Below are 15,213 nucleotides of genomic sequence, written 5' to 3'. Positions count from 1 at the left end.
ACCTTGGCGACGCCGGTGAGCGTGGCGGCGGCTTCGGCGGCGTGGGCGGCGTTGCGGCCGGCCACCAGGACATGGATGTCGCCACCGATCTTGGTAGCGGCGGTGACGGCATGGGCGGTGGCGGGCTTGAGGCCGGCGTTGTCGTGGTCGGCGAGGATCAGGATGGGCATGGCGGTGGGTCCTTGTTTGACGGGCGGGAGACGTGCTGGTGTCGGATGCCCCCTCCCCAACCCTCCCCCGCTCACGCGGGAGAGGGTGCCTTCTGCGAAGCGGCTGCAGTCCCCTCTCCCACCGGAGGTGGGGGAGGGTTAGGGAGGGGGCACCGGGGCCGGCGCTTCCCCTCAGATCACCCGCGCCTCGCTCTTCAGCTTGTCGACCAGGGTGGCGACGTCTGGCACCTTGATGCCGGCCTGGCGCTTGGGCGGCTCGGCGACCTTCAGCGTCTTCAGGCGCGGGGTGACGTCGACGCCGAGGCTGTCTGGGGTGACGGTTTCCAGCGGCTTCTTCTTCGCCTTCATGATGTTGGGCAGGCTGGCATAGCGCGGCTCGTTCAGGCGCAGGTCGGCGGTGACGATCGCCGGCAGCTTCAGCTCCACCGTCTCCAGCCCGCCGTCGATCTCGCGGGTGACCGCGACCGTGCCGTCGCCGGGCACCAGCTTGGAGGCGAAGGTGCCCTGGCCCCAGCCGAGCAGCGCCGCCAGCATCTGGCCGGTCTGGTTGCAGTCGTCGTCGATCGCCTGCTTGCCGAGGATGACGAGGCCCGGCGCCTCCTTGTCGGCCAGCGCCTTGAGGAGCTTGGCGACGGCCAGCGGCTCGGTCGTCAGGTCGGTCTGCACCAGGATGGCGCGGTCGGCGCCCATGGCCAGCGCGGTGCGCAGGGTCTCCTGGCACCCGGCCGGCCCGACGGAGACCACGACGATCTCGGTCGCCGTGCCGGCCTCCTTGCACCGAACCGCCTCTTCGACGGCGATCTCGTCGAAGGGGTTCATGCTCATCTTCACGTTGGCGGTCTCGACGCCGCTGCCGTCCGCCTTCACGCGGACCTTCACGTTGTAGTCGACCACCCGCTTAACGGGGACGAGGATCTTCATGGCTTGGGACCCTTCGGGCTTGATGGGGACATGCAGGGGCGTTGCCCCCGCCCTCCCCCGCGATGGCGGGAGAGGGGCAGGATGCTTGACGGAGGTTCGGCGAAAGGCGGTCAGCGAGGGGGCGGCGCCCCGCCCGTCACAGCGCCTCGGTCTGCTTACGCAGGACGTATTTCTGGATCTTGCCGGTCGAGGTCTTCGGCAGTGGCCCGAACACCACGGTGCGCGGGCATTTGAAGTGGGCCATATGCGACCGGCAGAAGGCGATGATGTCGGCCTCGGTGGTGGCGGCGCCGTCCTTCAGGGTGACGAAGGCGCAGGGCGTCTCGCCCCACTTCTCGTCGTGCCGCGCGACGACCGCGGCCTCCAGCACGTCGGGGTGCTTGTAGAGGACGTCCTCGACCTCGATGGAGGAAATGTTCTCGCCACCGGAGATGATGATGTCCTTCGAGCGGTCCTTGATCTCGACGTAGCCGTCCTCGTGCCAGACCGCGAGGTCGCCGGTGTGGAACCAGCCGCCGAGGAAGGCTTCCTGCGTCGCCTTGGGGTTCTTCAGGTAGCCCTTCATCACGTTGTTGCCGCGCATCAGGATCTCGCCCATGGTCCGGCCGTCCTTCGGCACCGGCTCCAGCGTCGTCGGGTCGGCGACGATCACCGCTTCCAGCATCGGGCCGCGCACGCCCTGGCGGGCCTTGATCGCCGCCTTCTCGTCGAGCGACAGGCCGTCCCAGCGGTCGTGCCAGACGCAGACCACGGTCGGGCCGTAGCATTCGGTCAGGCCGTAGACGTGGGTGACCTCCCAGCCCATCCGCTCCATGCCGGCGATGACGGCGGCGGGCGGGGCGGCACCGGCGACCATCACCTTGACCGTGTGATCGATGCCCTGCTTCAGCTCGGCCGGCGCGTTGTTCAGCATGTTGAGGACGATCGGCGCGCCGCAGAAGTTGGTCACCCGCTCGTCGCGGATCAGGCCCAGCACGGCGTCGGGACGGACCTGGCGCAGGCAGACCGCGGTGCCGGCGACGGCGGCGATGGTCCAGGGGAAGCACCAGCCGTTGCAGTGGAACATCGGCAGCGTCCACAGGTACACCGGCGCATCGCCCATGTTCCAGGACAGCGCGTTGGACACCGCGTTCAGGTAGGCACCGCGGTGGTGGTAGACGACGCCCTTCGGGTTGCCGGTGGTGCCGGACGTGTAGTTCAGCGCGATCGCCTGCCACTCGTCGGCCGGCATCGTCCAGGGGTGCTCCGCTCCGGCGCCGGCGAGGAAGGCCTCGTAATCGCAATCGCCGATCAGCTCGCCGCCGGTGTAGGCCGGGTCGTCGATGTCCACCACCGCGATCGGCGCATCGAGGAGCGCCAGCGCCTTCCGGGCGACGGCGGAGAACTCGCGGTCGGCGATCAGGATCTTCGCCTCGCCATGCTTCAGGATGAAGGCGATGGCCTCGGCGTCGAGCCGGGTGTTGATGGCGTTCAGCACCGCGCCGGCCAGCGGCACGCCGAAATGCGCCTCGAACAGCTCCGGCGTGTTGGCGGCCAGCACGGCGACGGTGTCGCCGGTGCCGATGCCGCGGCCGGCCAGGGCGGCGGCCAGCCGACGCACGCGGCCGAAGGTCTGCGCCCAGGTCCGGCGGACCTGACCATGCACCACGGCGACGCGGTCCGGCCAGACCGCCGCCGCGCGCTCCAGGAAGGTCAGCGGCGTCAGCGCCACGAAGTTCGCGGCGTTGCGGTCGAGATCGCGCTCGTACGGATTTCCGGCAGGGTATGCACTCATCGGACCGTTCTCCCTCGGGGGTTCTTTTGTGCGCCTGCATTTGGCGCGGCCATTGGAAAGTGGCTCTAGCAGATCAGCTTTGCGCAACTTTCTCAGGATTGTTGCGAATTGTTGTCGGGGCGGAGTTTGCGGGTGCGGCGCTTCCTCACCGCAACCACGTCACGTCGCTCGCGAACAGGTACCCCGCCCCGTAGACCGTCTTGATCAGGCGCGGCGAGCGCGGATCCTCCTCGATCTTCTTGCGGATGCGCGACACGCGGACGTCGATGCTGCGGTCGTACGGGAAATCGTCGCGGTCCGGATCGGAGCCCTGGAGATGGTCGCGCGACAACACCCGCTTGGGCGCCCTCAGGAGTGTCAGCAGCAGCGAGGCCTCGGCCGCGGTCAGGGTTTCCTGCCGGCCGTCGTCGGCGGTCAGCGTCAGGTCGCCGAGGTCGAACAGCCAGGAGCCGAACCGTGCCTTCGCCCCCTCCGCCGCGGCCGAGGCGCCGGCGAGCTGCTCGCGGCGGCGGATGGCGCTGTTGACGCGGGCGACCAGCTCACGCGGCTCGAAGGGCTTCACGATGTAGTCGTCGGCCCCGAGTTCCAGCCCCAGGACCCGGTCGGAGGTGCCGCCACGCCCGGACAGGATGATGACGCCGAAGCGGACGTCCTCCCACAGCTCGCGCACCAGGGTCAGGCCGTCCATGTCCGGCAGGCCGAGATCGACCAGGCACAGGTCGGGAGGCTGGCGCCGGATCGCCGCGCGGGCCTCCCGCCCGCTGGCCCAGCAGGACACCTCGTAGCCGTAGCCTTCCAGCACGCCGGTGACCAGCCGGCGGATGTCGGCCTCGTCCTCGATCAGGTAGATGCGCTTCTTCCGTCCCACGCGCGTTTCCTCGTCTGCCGTCCTTGCCCGGCCTCGCCAGGCGGGCGCGGGTTCTCAGGCGGGCGCGGGTTCGGTGGCGTGGCCGATGGCCGCCACCAGGTCCCGCTTGTCCCATGGCTTGCGCAGTATGACGGCATCGGGGGGCAGGTCGCCATACTCGACCGCGAAGCCGCTGACCAGGACCACCCGCATCGCCGGCCGCAACAGGCGGGCGCGGCGCGCCAGGTCCACCCCCGGCAGGCCGGGCATGACGATGTCGGTGACCAGCAGCGACAGGCCGTCGATCTGCCCCACCAGCTCCACGGCCTCGTCGCCGCTCGCCGCCTCAACCACCGAGAAGCCGAGATCGACGAGCTGCTGGCGCATCACCTGCCGGACATCGTCGTTGTCCTCCGCCACCAGGGCGAGCTGGCCGCCCCAGGCCCCGTCCGGGGCGGCGGGCGGATCGGCGTCGACCGACCGGGCCACCGGTTCGGCCCGGGGCAGCAGCAGGCTCACCGTGGTGCCCTGCCCGGCCCTGCTGTCGATGCGCAGGTAGCCGCGCGACTGCTTGACGAAGCCGTAGACCATCGACAGGCCCAGCCCGGACCCCAGCGCCTTGGTGGTGAAGAAGGGCTCCACCGCGCGGGCCAACGCTTCGGGCGTGAAGCCGCAGCCGCTGTCGGCGACGCGGATCTCCAGGTAGTCGTCGGGGCGTACCGGCTCGTCGAACAGCAACTCACCCTCCACCTTGCGCGTCCCGACCGCGATGTCGAGCCGCCCGCCCGACGGCCGGCCGGCCCCGAGGTCGCCGCGGCCGTCCCCGCAGATGGCGTCGCGGGCGTTGATGGCGAGGTTGACCAGCGCGTTCTCCAACTGCGTCTGGTCGGCGATAGTCCAGCATTCCCGTCCCTCCTCCGGCACGCCGATCGCGATGGAGCTGGGAAAGGAGCGGCGCAGCAGCACCGCCATGTCGCGCAGCAGGCCGCACAGCTCGACCGGCTGCGGCTTCAGCGGTTGCTGGCGCGAGAAGGCGAGCAGCCGGGCGGTGATGTCGGCACCCCGGCGCCCGGCGCGCTGGGCCGGCTCCAGGTAGGCGTCCAGCCCGTCGACCGCGGCATAGCGCTCGCGCGCCGCCGACAGGTTGCCGATGATGATCGACAGCAGGTTGTTGAAGTCGTGGGCCAGCCCGCCCGATAGCTGGCCGACCGCCTTCAGCCGCTGCGCCTCGACCAGTTGCCGCTCGGTCTGCTTCTCGTCGGTGACGTCGAGCGTCAGCACGAACAGGCCGGCGACGGTCCCGCCCTCGCCGCGATGGGGGATCAGCGTGGTCTTGGTGACCAGGGTGCGGCCGTCGCGCGGGAAGGCGTACTCGAAGGTCGCCGCCTCGCCGGCGAGGCAGCGGTCCAACTGCGGGCGCAGGACCGCCATGGCACGGCGCCCGACCAGCCCGGCGAGGTCGCGGCCGAGCACCTCGTCCTTGCCGCGCCCAACCAGCTCTGCCCAGCGGCGATTGGCGAAGGTCAGCCGTCCGTCCCGGTCGAGCCCGGCAATGCTGGCGGGGATCGCGTCGAGGATCACGCGCTGGCGCGCCTCCACCTCCGCCAGCGCCGCGGTCCGCGACCGCACCCGGCTGTCGAGCGTGGCGACGGTGTCGCGCAGCCGCCCGACCATGCCGTCGAAGGCCGAGGCCAGCAGCCCGATCTCGTCGCCGCGGCAAATGCCGCTGCGGGCGCCGAGATCGCCGCCGCTCACCTGGGCGGCGGTGTCGGCAAGCCGGCGCAGCGGCCGCACCAGCCGGTCGACCGCCACGTAGCCCAGCAGGCTGCCCGCCGCCATCAGCACCATGCCGATGGCGAGGATGCGGTTGCCGAGCACCACGGACGACCGTCGCAGTTCCTCCACATAGACCGAGGAGGCGATGTACCAGTCGAACCCCTCGAAATGCCGGACCCAACTGATTTTCTCGTAGGCATAATTGCCGGGGTCGTCGGGCTTGTCCCACAGGTAGGTCAGCGGCTCCCCCCTGGACGCTGCGGCCTTCAGCTCCTCGGCGATCGGGTGGCCGGTGGCGGGATTCAGCAGGTCGCCGAAGGCGGTGCCCTCGATGTTGGCGTTCGGGTGGATGATCATCCGGTTCGCCGAATCGAAGATGTAGAGATAGCCGGTGCGGGCGATCCGCAGCCGGCGCAGGGCTTGGCGCAGGTCATCGATCGCCTCGGCCTTGCGGCGTTCCACCTCGGCATCGACGTCGGCCAGATAGGCGCCGGTGCCGACGACGATCCCGCGCTTCGGCAGGTCGCGGAAATAGCTCAGCTTGAGCGCCCGCTCGTCGCCGTTGGGCCGCCACCACGGGTAGGTCTGGAACCCCTCGCCCTCGCGCTTGGCGGTGGCGATGATGGTGGGCAGGATGTGGCGGCCGAGATTGTCGCGCAGGTCGGCGGCGTCGCGCCCCTGGTAGTCCGGCGACGGGTGCGACAGGATCACCGAATCGTAGCCGATCGCCCAGACATAGTCGCCGTTGCCGTAGCGCAGCGCCTTCAGCCCCTCCATCGCCTCGCGCCTGGCCTCCTCGGGCGGGAGCTCGCCGCGGTCGGCGCGGGCATGGACGTGCTCGATGTAGCCGACGGCCAGCGACAGGACATCGCGCAGCCTGGCCTTGTAGGAGTCAACCGTCGCGGTCCGCTGCTCCTCCAGCCCGCCGCGGATCTTGCCGACCAGTTCGAAGATGTTGTCGAGGATGGTGCGGCTGGCGTCGCGCTCGATCTCGTAGGCCTTCTCCTCGATGAAGGGGACGGAGAAGACATAGGCCGCGGCCGAGAACAGCCCCAGCGTGATCAGGATCGCCGAGAACAGGCGGAGGAACAGAGGCGAGCGGACCATCGTCTCAGGCCGTCATGCGGATCGGGGAGCGCCTGCCATCATTCCAGCTTCACCGCTGCGGCTCAACGCCAATCGATGCGATTGCTGCCGGAAGTCTTCTGAAACACTCCGCCATATTTCCGGGGAATTTGCGAAACGCTGTTTTGCTCACCGGAGGTCACAAGCAGCGGAAGGCGCGCCACAAGGAGGCGAGCGTCCGGAGGAACCATGACGCCCCCGCCTCGCCCCGAAGCGGTGGAGGGCGTCTATCCGGCCGAAACGCTGTTGTCCTTGCGGCGCGAAAGCTGGACCTGACCGTCCAGGCATTTGACGTAGCCGGTCTTGCCGGGCTTCAGGCCGTCGAGGACCGTCACCAGCGCCCGCGGGATCATCGCGAAGTCCTTCGAGCCGCGCGGCTGGCCATTGTAGACGGCGACGTGCCTGCGCAACTCGTCCTTGGACACCGGCCTCCCGTCGTTTCCGATCATCGTCCCGATCCTTTCGTCCAAGCCGCCATCAGGCTTACGCCTGCAATGCCGCCCCGGCAACCGCGTCGGCGACGCGTTCGGCCGGAAAGCGTACGGTGACGGCGGTGCCTTTGCCGGGCTCGCTGTCGATCGACAGGCTGCCGTCATGCAGCGCCATCAGGTCGCGGCAGATCGACAGGCCGAGCCCGGTGCCGCCGAAGCGGCGGGGAATGGAGCTGTCCGCCTGCTGGAACGGTTCCAGGATACGGGCCAGCGCGTCGGCCGGAATGCCGATCCCGGTATCGCGCACGGTGACGGCCAGGCCACCCCCCGCCTCCACGGCCGCCGTTACCGTCACGCTGCCGCCGCGCGGGGTGAACTTCACCGCGTTGGACAGCAGGTTCAGCAGCACCTGGCGCAGGGCCCGTTCGTCGGCGCGCAGCCGCGGCAGGTCGACCGGGCAGTCCACCGCCAGCACCACCCCGCCGGCCTCCGCCGGAACCGCCGACAGCGACCGGCAGCTCTCGATCACCTCGACGGGCGCCAGCCAGCTCTCGTCCAGCGCGTAGCGGCCCGCCTCCAGCTTCGACATGTCCAGAACGTCGTTGATGAGGTCCAGCAGGTGCCGGCCGCTGCTTTGCACATGCCGGGCATAGTCGTGATAGCGCGGACTGCCCAACGGGCCGAACAGCTCGTGCAGCATGATCTCCGAGAAGCCGATGATGGCATTCAGCGGCGTGCGCAGTTCGTGGCTCATTGTGGCGAGGAAGGCGCTCTTGGAGCGGTTGGCGGCTTCCGCCTGCTCCTTGGCGGCGGCGAGGCGGGCAGCCGCCTCTACCCGCTCGGTGATGTCGCGCGCCTCGACAACCAGCAAGGCCACGGCCCCGGCATCATCGGCGACCGGCTTGATCGACACGTCCATGACCCGCATGCCGGCCTCGTCGAGGAGGTCGGTCTCGTAGCGGACGATGCGGCCGGAAGCCGCCTTGGCGATGGAGTCGCGGAAGGCCGCCGCCAGCTCGTCGCTGCGCACCCAGCCATGAACCTTCCAGGCCCTGAGGCCGACCAGCGCCTCCGCCGGAAGCCCGGCCAGTGCGCAGGCCGACTGGTTCAGCGCCAGAATCCGACCGTCGGGGGACAGAAGCCCCATGACCTGGAAGCTGCTGTCGAACAGCGCCTGCGACCTGCGCTCGCTTTCGCGCAGCGCCCGCGTCGCCGCTTCCAGCCGGCCCAGTTGGCGCAGCGCCAGCACCGCCAGCAGGCCGAGCGCCAGCGACACCGCCGCGGTTTCCAGGACGCGCTTCCACCGGTCGCTGTACCAGCCGGCCAGGACGTCGTCGGCGCTGATGCGGACATAGACATAGAGCGGCCATCCCGCGACCCGGCGCACCGTGCCGATGCGCTCCTGGTTCGCCGTCCGGTCGACCCCGGACCGGCTCTCCATCTCCACACCGTCGGGCAGGCGCGGAACGATCCTGCTGTAGTATCCACGGTCGTTGTCGAGATTGCTGGCGGACTGCGAGGCGAAGGCCAAGACCGTCCCCTCCTCGCCGTACAGCAGGATGTTGCTGCGCAGCCCGATGTCCTGCGAGCCATAGAGCCGGGAGAAGCGGCCGAGATCGATGATCGCCGCCACGAAGCCGCGATGGTTGTCCAGGCGCCGCACCAGCGCGGCGCGCCAGCCGCCCTCGGTGCGGAAAGGGGCCGACAGGATCGGCGCTCCGGACGGAGCCAGTTGCCGCAAGGCATCGGTGACCGCGGGCGCCACCGCGCCGCCGACGGGACCAGCTTCCGTCGACCACCGCAAACGCCCGTCCTCGTCGCCGATCAGCAGCCCGCTCAGCACCGGCCCGGAGCCCGATCCGCGGTTCAGGCCCGGATCCAGGACGGGATCCCAATCCGGATCCAGGCCGGGAATGGGGGACGGATGGGCGGCGGCGAGCGCCAGCCTGCCCAGCGACTGGCCGGCCAGCGCCAGGCTGTTCTGCGCATCCTCCGCCAGAAGCCGCGACAGGTTGCGGGTCTGGCGCAGCCCGTCCTGCAGGGCGCGGTCGCGCGTGCGCATGAGGTCGGCATAGGCGACCAGCCAGAAGCCGGCGATCACCGCCGCCAGCAGTCCGAGGCGAAGCGTGGCGACCGGTTGCGGCCAGGAGATGCGCCGCCTGCCGCCGCCAAGCTCCTTTGTCGACAGGCCGATGTCCGGTTCGCCGAAATCCGTCAAGAGAGGCCCGCCAGCGCTACAATCTGGAATTGCCCGGCTGGGCGCGTCCCAATCGGGCATCGTCAAGCCGCTCCGGCCGGACCGGAGGACTGTATCACGTCCGGCAGCCGGATTCAGGCCGGATGGCGCGGCTGGAGCAACTTTGGCTCGACAAAGCCGCCCGGCCACGCTTCTCTGCCTGCGCTATCGAGGAGGCTCCGGGCCGGACATGCTCCAGGATTTCGTCAACAGCCCGCTGTTCGGGCTTCTGCTGTTCAACCTGGCCATCGTGTGGCCGCTGTGGCGCATCCTGCGCCGCGCCGGCCTCACGCCCTGGTGGGCGCTGCTGGCGCTGGTTCCGTTCGGGCTGGTGCCGGTGATCGGGATCCTCGCGCACAGCCGCTGGCCCGTGCTTCCGGTGCGGGAGACGCGCAAGTCCAAGGCGCGGAGGACGGCATGAGCGACGTCGTCAACAGCCTTGAACCCTGGCAGTTCTACCTCATCATTTCCGTCGTGCTGACCTACACCCTCGTCGCCGGCGGCTGGGTGTTGGCAAAGGCGGGACGCAGCCCACTCTGGATCCTGCTTCTGCTGTTTCCCTACGTGAACATCCTGGCGGTCTGGGCCTTCGCCTACATCCGCTGGCCCTTCGCCGACGGCCCGGCGGACGGGCGTGGGGCGCCGCAGCAGGACGGCGGAGACGCCTGAGTTCGTCCACCGCCTGAGTTCGTCCGCCCCGGCTGCGCCCACCTCGGCTCGCCTGCGCGTGCGGGCAGGAGTGATGACCGGCGCGGGCGCCAAGCCCCGCGCCGCCATCCCGTCACCTCAAGCGGCGCCGCCCGTCTCCGCGCCGCCCGTCTCCGGTCCATCGGCCTCGACCAGACGCACGATCACGTCGACGCGGGCGATGCGGGTTCCCGGCGGCGGGGCGGGCAGGCTCTGCACCAGCACACGGTCGGCCGGGATGTCCTCCAGCCGGCCGGCCGCCTCCAGGAAGAAGTGGTGGTGGTCGCTGGTGTTGGTGTCGAAATAGGACTTGCCGGCCTCCACGACCACCTCGCGCAGCAGGCCGGCGGAGGTGAACTGGTTCAGCGTGTTGTAGACCGTCGCCAGCGACACCGGCAGGTCGGCGGCCAGCGCCTCGCCGTGGAGCTGTTCGGCGGTGATGTGCCGGTCGCAGCCGTCGAACAGCAGCCGGGCGAGGCCCAGACGCTGGCGGGTCGGGCGCAGGCCGGCGCCGTTGAGACGGTCGAGGGCTCGCTTGAAAGGGCGTTCGGCGGTCATCATGGGCACAGCACCCGATCATCGCATAGGACGAAGTCACCGCGGCATGAGGCCGCAGTTTGTTCAACAGTAAAACCTTTTGGAAAGAAGACGCAAGATGTTGTCGCGGTGAAGGGAAAGGCCGCCGGTCCGGAAACCGGCGGCCTTGGCTTCGCGGAACGTCTTGCCCGCCGCCGGTCAGTAGCCGGTGGCGATCCGCTCGACGAGCTGCTTCACCGTCGGGATGAAGCCGTCCTTGTAATAGGGGTCGCTGGCGAAGCGATAGGCGTTGTGCCCGGCGAACATCAACTGGTGCTCGCAATCCTCGGTGTGGCTGACCGCCTGCAGGGTCTTCTGGATGCAGAAGGAGCGAGGATCGGCGCGCTTGCCCGTCGTCCCCTCCTCGTTCTGCGCCCAGTTGGAGAAGTTGCAGGCGGACAGGCAGCCCATGCAGTCGACCTGGTCGCGCAGGATATGCTCGGACTGGCCGGGAGTGACGAAGACCAGCGTGCTGTCGGGCGTCTTCAACGCGGTGGTGAAGCCCTGGGACAGCCAGCCTTCCGCACGCTGCTTGTCGCTTTCGGTCACATAGACCGGCCGGCCGCGCGGTCCGACCGGGAATTCCGCCGAATGCTCGCCCACCGGCTTGGAGAGATAGGCGATCTGGCGCTCCGAACGGGCCATCAGGTCGAGCAGGAACGGGTTCTTCACCGCCGACGAATAGAAGCCGGTGGGCGAGAAGCGGTTCAGGAAGACGTCGCCGGGCTGCAGCGCCAGGAGCTTGTGCTTCCAGGCGGTCGAGATCGGGCTTTCCTGGGTCAGCAACGGACGGGTGCCGAACTGGAAGGCGACCGGCCCCAGGTCTGGGTTGTCGAGCCAGTCCTCCCATTCCGACAGCCACCAGACGCCGCCCGCCATGACGATGGGCGTGTCGTTCAGGCCGAAGCTGTTCATCATCTGGCGCAGGGCCAGGACGCGGGGGAACGGATCCTCGGGCTTCTGCGGATCCTCGGAATTGGACAGGCCGTTGTGGCCGCCGGCCAGCCACGGATCCTCGTAGACGACGCCGCCCAGGTTGTCGCGGAACTTGTGGTAGGCGCGCAGCCACAGGGCGCGGAAGGCGCGGGCGGACGAGACGATCGGATAATAGTGGACACCGTAGCGCACCGCGATCTCGGCCACCTTGTAGGGCATGCCGGCGCCGCAGGTGACGCCATGGATCATGCCCTGGGCGCCTTCCAGCACGCCGTGCAGGATGTGCTCGGCCCCGCCCATCTCCCACAGGACGTTCATGTGGATCCGGCCGTTGCCGTTCGACGTCTCGTGTGCGATCCGCGCCTGGGCGATGCCGCCCTCGATGCCGAAGGCGATCAGCTCGTTGTGACGCTCGCGCCGGGTCTTGCCCTTGTAGATCTGCGGCAGCGGATTGCCGTTCTCGTCGTAGCTGTCGGCGTTGACACCCGAGAAGGTGCCAATCCCGCCGGCAGCCGCCCAGGCGCCGGAGCTTTCGCCGTTGGACACGGCAATACCCTTGCCACCCTCGACGAGCGGCAAAACCTCCCGGCCGGACATCGGCAACGGCTTCAACGCCTTCAACGAACCCTCCAAAGACCGAACAGGGCGCCCCGCGGGACGCCGGACCAAAAGCGGCGGACAACCGGACGACGAAGGGCTCCGCCGGAACCGGATGGGTTCCGGCGCCATCGCCATTGCGGTTCTATATATGAGGAATTGGACCGTCCTACGAGTGGATTCATCCCCCCGCGCAAAAAACGTACAGGATTTGCCGCAGCCGCGAACGGAAGCGTCAGCACGAAAGCACCGCCATCCCGCGGGCGCTCACGGCTGCGGGCCGAGCTCCCGCTCCAGCCGTCCGGGGGCGTCGGTGAAGACCGCCGTGACGCCCCAGGCGAACAATGTGCGGGCGCGGGCGGCGTCGTTGACGGTGTAGGCCAGAACCGGACGGCCGGTGGCCCGGTATTCCGCCACGCTCTCGGCCGACTGGCGGTCCTGATGCACGTTCAGGGTCGCCGCCCCGATGCGGTCGGCGATCGCCGTCCAGTCGGCCGGCGGATCCCACAGCAGGTAGCCGCGCGGGATCTCCGGCCAGAGCCGCTGCGCCACCTCCAGGCATGGCACCTCGAAACTGGACAGCAGCAGCGGGCGGGTGGACGGCCACAGCGGACGCAGCACCTCCAGCGCCACCTCCGCGGTGATTTCCTCCTGGCCGGGATAGGGCTTGATCTCGAGGTTGAGGCCGAGCCCGAGTTCCAGGACCAGGGCAGCGGCTTCCTCCAGCGTCGGCACGCGCTCCCCCACATAGGCGGCGTCGAACCAGCGGCCGGCATCGAGTTGCTGCAACTCAGCCAGATCGAGCAGCGGAACCGCCCCGGTGCCGGTGGTGGTGCGGTCCAGCGTATCGTCGTGGATCAGGACCGGCCGGTGATCGCGGGTCAGCATGACGTCGACCTCCACCCAGCGGGCGCCCTGACGGGCGGCCTCGCGGATCGAGGCGAGCGTGTTCTCCGGCGCGCTTTCCTTGGCGCCGCGATGGCCGATCAGGCGGGGAAGAGTCGACAGCATGGGTCTCACGGGAGTAAGAGCGGTCGCTTTCCTATGACCCATTCCGTCGAAGCGGGAAAGAGCGATGAAGGCCCTGCACAGCGTTTCCGATCTGGTGGCCACCGGGCTGATGACGCCGGAGGCCGGCGATGCGGTTCGGACGGTTGCCGAGCGGTACGCCGTCGCGGTGACCCCCTACCTGCGCGAGACGCTCGCCGGGCGCACGGATCCGGCCGATCCCCTCTATGCCCAGTATGTCCCCGCCCCCGCCGAGGGCTACACCGCGCCGGAGGAGCGCGAGGACCCGATCGGCGACGTGGCGCGCAGCCCGGTGAAGGGCATCGTCCACCGCTATCCCGACCGGGTGCTGCTGAAGCCGCTGCATGCCTGCGCGGTCTATTGCCGCTTCTGCTTCCGGCGAGAGATGGTCGGACCGGGCGGCGAGGCGCTGACCGCCGAGGAGCTCGACGCCGCGCTGGCCTACATCCGCGAGCATGAGGAGGTGTGGGAGGTGGTGGTGACCGGCGGCGACCCGCTGCTGCTGTCGCCGCGCCGGTTGCGCGGCATCGTCGAGGCGCTGTCGGCAATGCCCCATGTCGGGGTCCTTCGCCTGCACAGCCGCATCCCCGCCGCCGACCCGGACCGCGTCACGCCCGAACTGGTGGAGGCGCTGACCTCTCCCGACCTCGCCACCTGGATCGCCGTCCACGTCAACCACGCCGACGAGCTGACCCCGCCGGTCCGCGCGGCCCTGGCCCGCCTGATCGACGGCGGCATCCCGCTGGTCGGCCAAACGGTGCTGCTGAAGGGCATCAACGACAGCCACGCGGCGCTGGAGGCGCTGTTCCGCGGCCTCGTGCGCAACCGCGTCAAACCCTATTACCTGCACCATCCCGACCTCGCCGCCGGCACCAGCCATTTCCGCCCAACCCTGGCGGAGGGGCGGGCGCTGGTGAAGGGGCTGCGCGGCCGGCTGTCCGGCCTGTGCCAGCCGACCTATGTGCTGGACATCCCCGGCGGCCACGGCAAGGCGCCGGCCGCCGAGTCCTGGGTGGAGCCCTCGGTGGATGCCGACGGCGACGGTAGCGGCGACGGTGGCGGCGACGGCGGCTACCGGGTGACGGATTTCACCGGGCGGGTGCACGGCTACCGCGGCTGAGGGGCGCCGGTCGCCGAAGTGTCCGGCGCACCACCGCCCGTCAGATGGCCTCCGCCTTCAGCACCGTCACCCAATGGGCGACACGCGCCTTGAGCGCCGCCTGCCGGGCAAAGGCAAGCTCCTCGTCCTCCAGCCGTTCGACCGGCTCGAAGACGAACGCCTCGGCCCCATGGGCGGTCCACGCCGCCTGCAGGCTGCGGTGGGGGCAGCCGCCCATCCTGAGCTGGAACCAGATGCGGTTCCGGATCGTGCCGAGATCGGGTGCGCCACCGACCCAAACCCCGGCGGTCGGCACACACCGCACCGCAAAGACCCCGGCTGCGGGCTTGCGCTCCTTGTAGGCCGCGACTGCGGCTCTCCTGCCTTCGTTTGTCACTCCCGTCCTCCCGGCATCGGCCACCACTTCGGACCTGATTAAACCCGGGTGATATTCTGAGCAAGGTTTTTATCCGGGTTTTATCACCACAGGGTTGGCGTGCCGAACAGCGGGTCGGGGTTGATCAGCGCGTTGTGGATGCCGACGACCGACGCGAAGCCGGTCCACAGGATCGACGGCGTCCAGATCAGTGCGATGCCGCCGTCGTCCCGTGCCACCAGGGCAATGCAGGCCGAGGTGATGACGAAGAAGCCGATCGTCCACGCCGCCGCCAGGATCGGGCTGCCGAGCGTGAAATAGACGAGGCTGAAGGTTGCGTAGATCACCCAGGTCACCGCCTGGAAGCCGATCAGCAGTCTACGGTCGCGGATGTGCCGCGCCGGGTCGAGCAGGCGGATGTCACCCCAGATCTGGAGGACGTTCAGCGTGAACCACATCACCGGGAACACCCAGCCCGGCGGCTGGAGCGGGGATGGCTGGTGACCGGCGAAGGGCTGCGCCCCGCGCTCGACGAAGCCCCAGGCGTTGACGACCAGCCAGAACAGCAGGGGTTGCCACCAGCGCACCCGGAACGGGGCCGGTTCAGGCGGGGTATAGGGCGTGTCGCTCATA

At 69.5% G+C, this 15,213-nt stretch carries 14 protein-coding genes and 1 pseudogene; 3 read left to right on the top strand and 12 right to left on the bottom strand.

Features of this window, described 5'->3' with window-relative positions; genetic code table 11:
* From J2850_RS23460 to J2850_RS23430, 7 genes and pseudogenes are all read right to left on the bottom strand, one after another.
* Window positions 1-170: pseudogene (locus J2850_RS23460) on the bottom strand (electron transfer flavoprotein subunit alpha/FixB family protein); the annotation flags it as partial.
* Window positions 171-341: 171 nt separating this feature from the next.
* Window positions 342-1,091 carry an electron transfer flavoprotein subunit beta/FixA family protein gene (locus J2850_RS23455; protein ID WP_209987131.1) on the bottom strand — a complete coding sequence of 250 codons (750 nt, stop codon included), beginning with the start codon at window positions 1,089-1,091 and terminating at the stop codon, window positions 342-344.
* A 136-nt stretch (window positions 1,092-1,227) separates the two neighbouring features.
* Window positions 1,228-2,865, bottom strand: a complete 1,638-nt coding sequence (locus tag J2850_RS23450) for an acyl-CoA synthetase (RefSeq protein ID WP_209987128.1) — start codon at window positions 2,863-2,865, stop codon at window positions 1,228-1,230.
* A 145-nt stretch (window positions 2,866-3,010) separates the two neighbouring features.
* A complete protein-coding gene (locus J2850_RS23445) occupies window positions 3,011-3,733 on the bottom strand; it encodes a response regulator transcription factor (protein WP_209987123.1) in 723 nt (240 codons plus the stop codon).
* Window positions 3,734-3,787: 54 nt separating this feature from the next.
* Entirely contained in the window at window positions 3,788-6,595 is a 2,808-nt protein-coding gene (locus J2850_RS23440; protein WP_209987121.1) for a cache domain-containing protein, read from the bottom strand.
* Between the two features lie 245 nt (window positions 6,596-6,840).
* Window positions 6,841-7,062: a hypothetical protein gene (locus J2850_RS23435; protein WP_209987118.1), complete on the bottom strand. Its 222-nt coding sequence runs from the start codon at window positions 7,060-7,062 to the stop codon at window positions 6,841-6,843.
* A 34-nt stretch (window positions 7,063-7,096) separates the two neighbouring features.
* Window positions 7,097-9,262, bottom strand: coding sequence for an ATP-binding protein (locus tag J2850_RS23430; protein WP_246513423.1), 2,166 nt, complete (start codon window positions 9,260-9,262; stop codon window positions 7,097-7,099).
* Between the two features lie 208 nt (window positions 9,263-9,470).
* Between J2850_RS23430 and J2850_RS23425 the strand changes: the two genes are divergently transcribed.
* On the top strand, window positions 9,471-9,701 hold the full coding sequence (locus J2850_RS23425; RefSeq protein ID WP_209987112.1) for a hypothetical protein: 231 nt from the start codon (window positions 9,471-9,473) through the stop codon (window positions 9,699-9,701).
* Window positions 9,698-9,949: a hypothetical protein gene (locus tag J2850_RS23420; RefSeq protein ID WP_209987109.1), complete on the top strand. Its 252-nt coding sequence runs from the start codon at window positions 9,698-9,700 to the stop codon at window positions 9,947-9,949. Before J2850_RS23425 ends, J2850_RS23420 begins: the two co-directional genes overlap by 4 nt.
* A gap of 117 nt (window positions 9,950-10,066) precedes the next feature.
* On the opposite strand, the gene irrA is transcribed toward J2850_RS23420, so the two are convergent.
* The 3 genes from irrA to J2850_RS23405 form a co-directional block, all read right to left on the bottom strand.
* Window positions 10,067-10,528: an iron response transcriptional regulator IrrA gene (gene irrA, locus J2850_RS23415; RefSeq protein WP_246513422.1), complete on the bottom strand. Its 462-nt coding sequence runs from the start codon at window positions 10,526-10,528 to the stop codon at window positions 10,067-10,069.
* Window positions 10,529-10,702: 174 nt separating this feature from the next.
* Window positions 10,703-12,100 carry an NAD(P)H-dependent flavin oxidoreductase gene (locus tag J2850_RS23410; RefSeq protein ID WP_209987106.1) on the bottom strand — a complete coding sequence of 466 codons (1,398 nt, stop codon included), beginning with the start codon at window positions 12,098-12,100 and terminating at the stop codon, window positions 10,703-10,705.
* 243 nt (window positions 12,101-12,343) lie between these two features.
* Complete coding sequence (locus J2850_RS23405; RefSeq protein WP_209987103.1) at window positions 12,344-13,087, bottom strand: glycerophosphodiester phosphodiesterase family protein; 744 nt, start codon at window positions 13,085-13,087, stop codon at window positions 12,344-12,346.
* Between the two features lie 64 nt (window positions 13,088-13,151).
* On the opposite strand from J2850_RS23405, the gene J2850_RS23400 reads away from it, so the two are divergent.
* A complete protein-coding gene (locus tag J2850_RS23400) occupies window positions 13,152-14,225 on the top strand; it encodes a lysine-2,3-aminomutase-like protein (RefSeq protein ID WP_209987100.1) in 1,074 nt (357 codons plus the stop codon).
* A gap of 40 nt (window positions 14,226-14,265) precedes the next feature.
* Here J2850_RS23400 and J2850_RS23395 read toward each other — a convergent pair whose 3' ends face one another.
* Together J2850_RS23395 and J2850_RS23390 are read right to left on the bottom strand one after the other, a co-directional pair.
* Window positions 14,266-14,601, bottom strand: a complete 336-nt coding sequence (locus tag J2850_RS23395; RefSeq protein WP_211114004.1) for a GIY-YIG nuclease family protein — start codon at window positions 14,599-14,601, stop codon at window positions 14,266-14,268.
* 83 nt (window positions 14,602-14,684) lie between these two features.
* A complete protein-coding gene (locus J2850_RS23390) occupies window positions 14,685-15,212 on the bottom strand; it encodes a TspO/MBR family protein (protein ID WP_209987094.1) in 528 nt (175 codons plus the stop codon).
* Between the last annotated feature and the right edge of the window lies 1 nt (window position 15,213).

Source organism: Azospirillum picis (assembly GCF_017876115.1).
In the GTDB taxonomy this organism is placed as follows: domain Bacteria; phylum Pseudomonadota; class Alphaproteobacteria; order Azospirillales; family Azospirillaceae; genus Azospirillum; species Azospirillum picis.
Note: the sequence above shows the minus strand (reverse complement) of the source record. Positions and strands in the feature narration are given on the sequence as shown.

What these genes read in the sequence shown, in the direction of transcription:
- J2850_RS23455 (WP_209987131.1), bottom strand. Translation starts at nt 1,091, where the DNA reads ATGAAGATCCTCGTCCCCGTTAAGCGGGTGGTCGACTACAACGTGAAG.
- J2850_RS23450 (WP_209987128.1), bottom strand. Translation starts at nt 2,865, where the DNA reads ATGAGTGCATACCCTGCCGGAAATCCGTACGAGCGCGATCTCGACCGC.
- J2850_RS23440 (WP_209987121.1), bottom strand. Translation starts at nt 6,595, where the DNA reads ATGGTCCGCTCGCCTCTGTTCCTCCGCCTGTTCTCGGCGATCCTGATC.
- J2850_RS23435 (WP_209987118.1), bottom strand. Translation starts at nt 7,062, where the DNA reads ATGATCGGAAACGACGGGAGGCCGGTGTCCAAGGACGAGTTGCGCAGG.
- J2850_RS23425 (WP_209987112.1), top strand. Translation starts at nt 9,471, where the DNA reads ATGCTCCAGGATTTCGTCAACAGCCCGCTGTTCGGGCTTCTGCTGTTC.
- J2850_RS23420 (WP_209987109.1), top strand. Translation starts at nt 9,698, where the DNA reads ATGAGCGACGTCGTCAACAGCCTTGAACCCTGGCAGTTCTACCTCATC.
- irrA (WP_246513422.1), bottom strand. Translation starts at nt 10,528, where the DNA reads ATGATGACCGCCGAACGCCCTTTCAAGCGAGCCCTCGACCGTCTCAAC.
- J2850_RS23405 (WP_209987103.1), bottom strand. Translation starts at nt 13,087, where the DNA reads ATGCTGTCGACTCTTCCCCGCCTGATCGGCCATCGCGGCGCCAAGGAA.
- J2850_RS23400 (WP_209987100.1), top strand. Translation starts at nt 13,152, where the DNA reads ATGAAGGCCCTGCACAGCGTTTCCGATCTGGTGGCCACCGGGCTGATG.
- J2850_RS23390 (WP_209987094.1), bottom strand. Translation starts at nt 15,212, where the DNA reads ATGAGCGACACGCCCTATACCCCGCCTGAACCGGCCCCGTTCCGGGTG.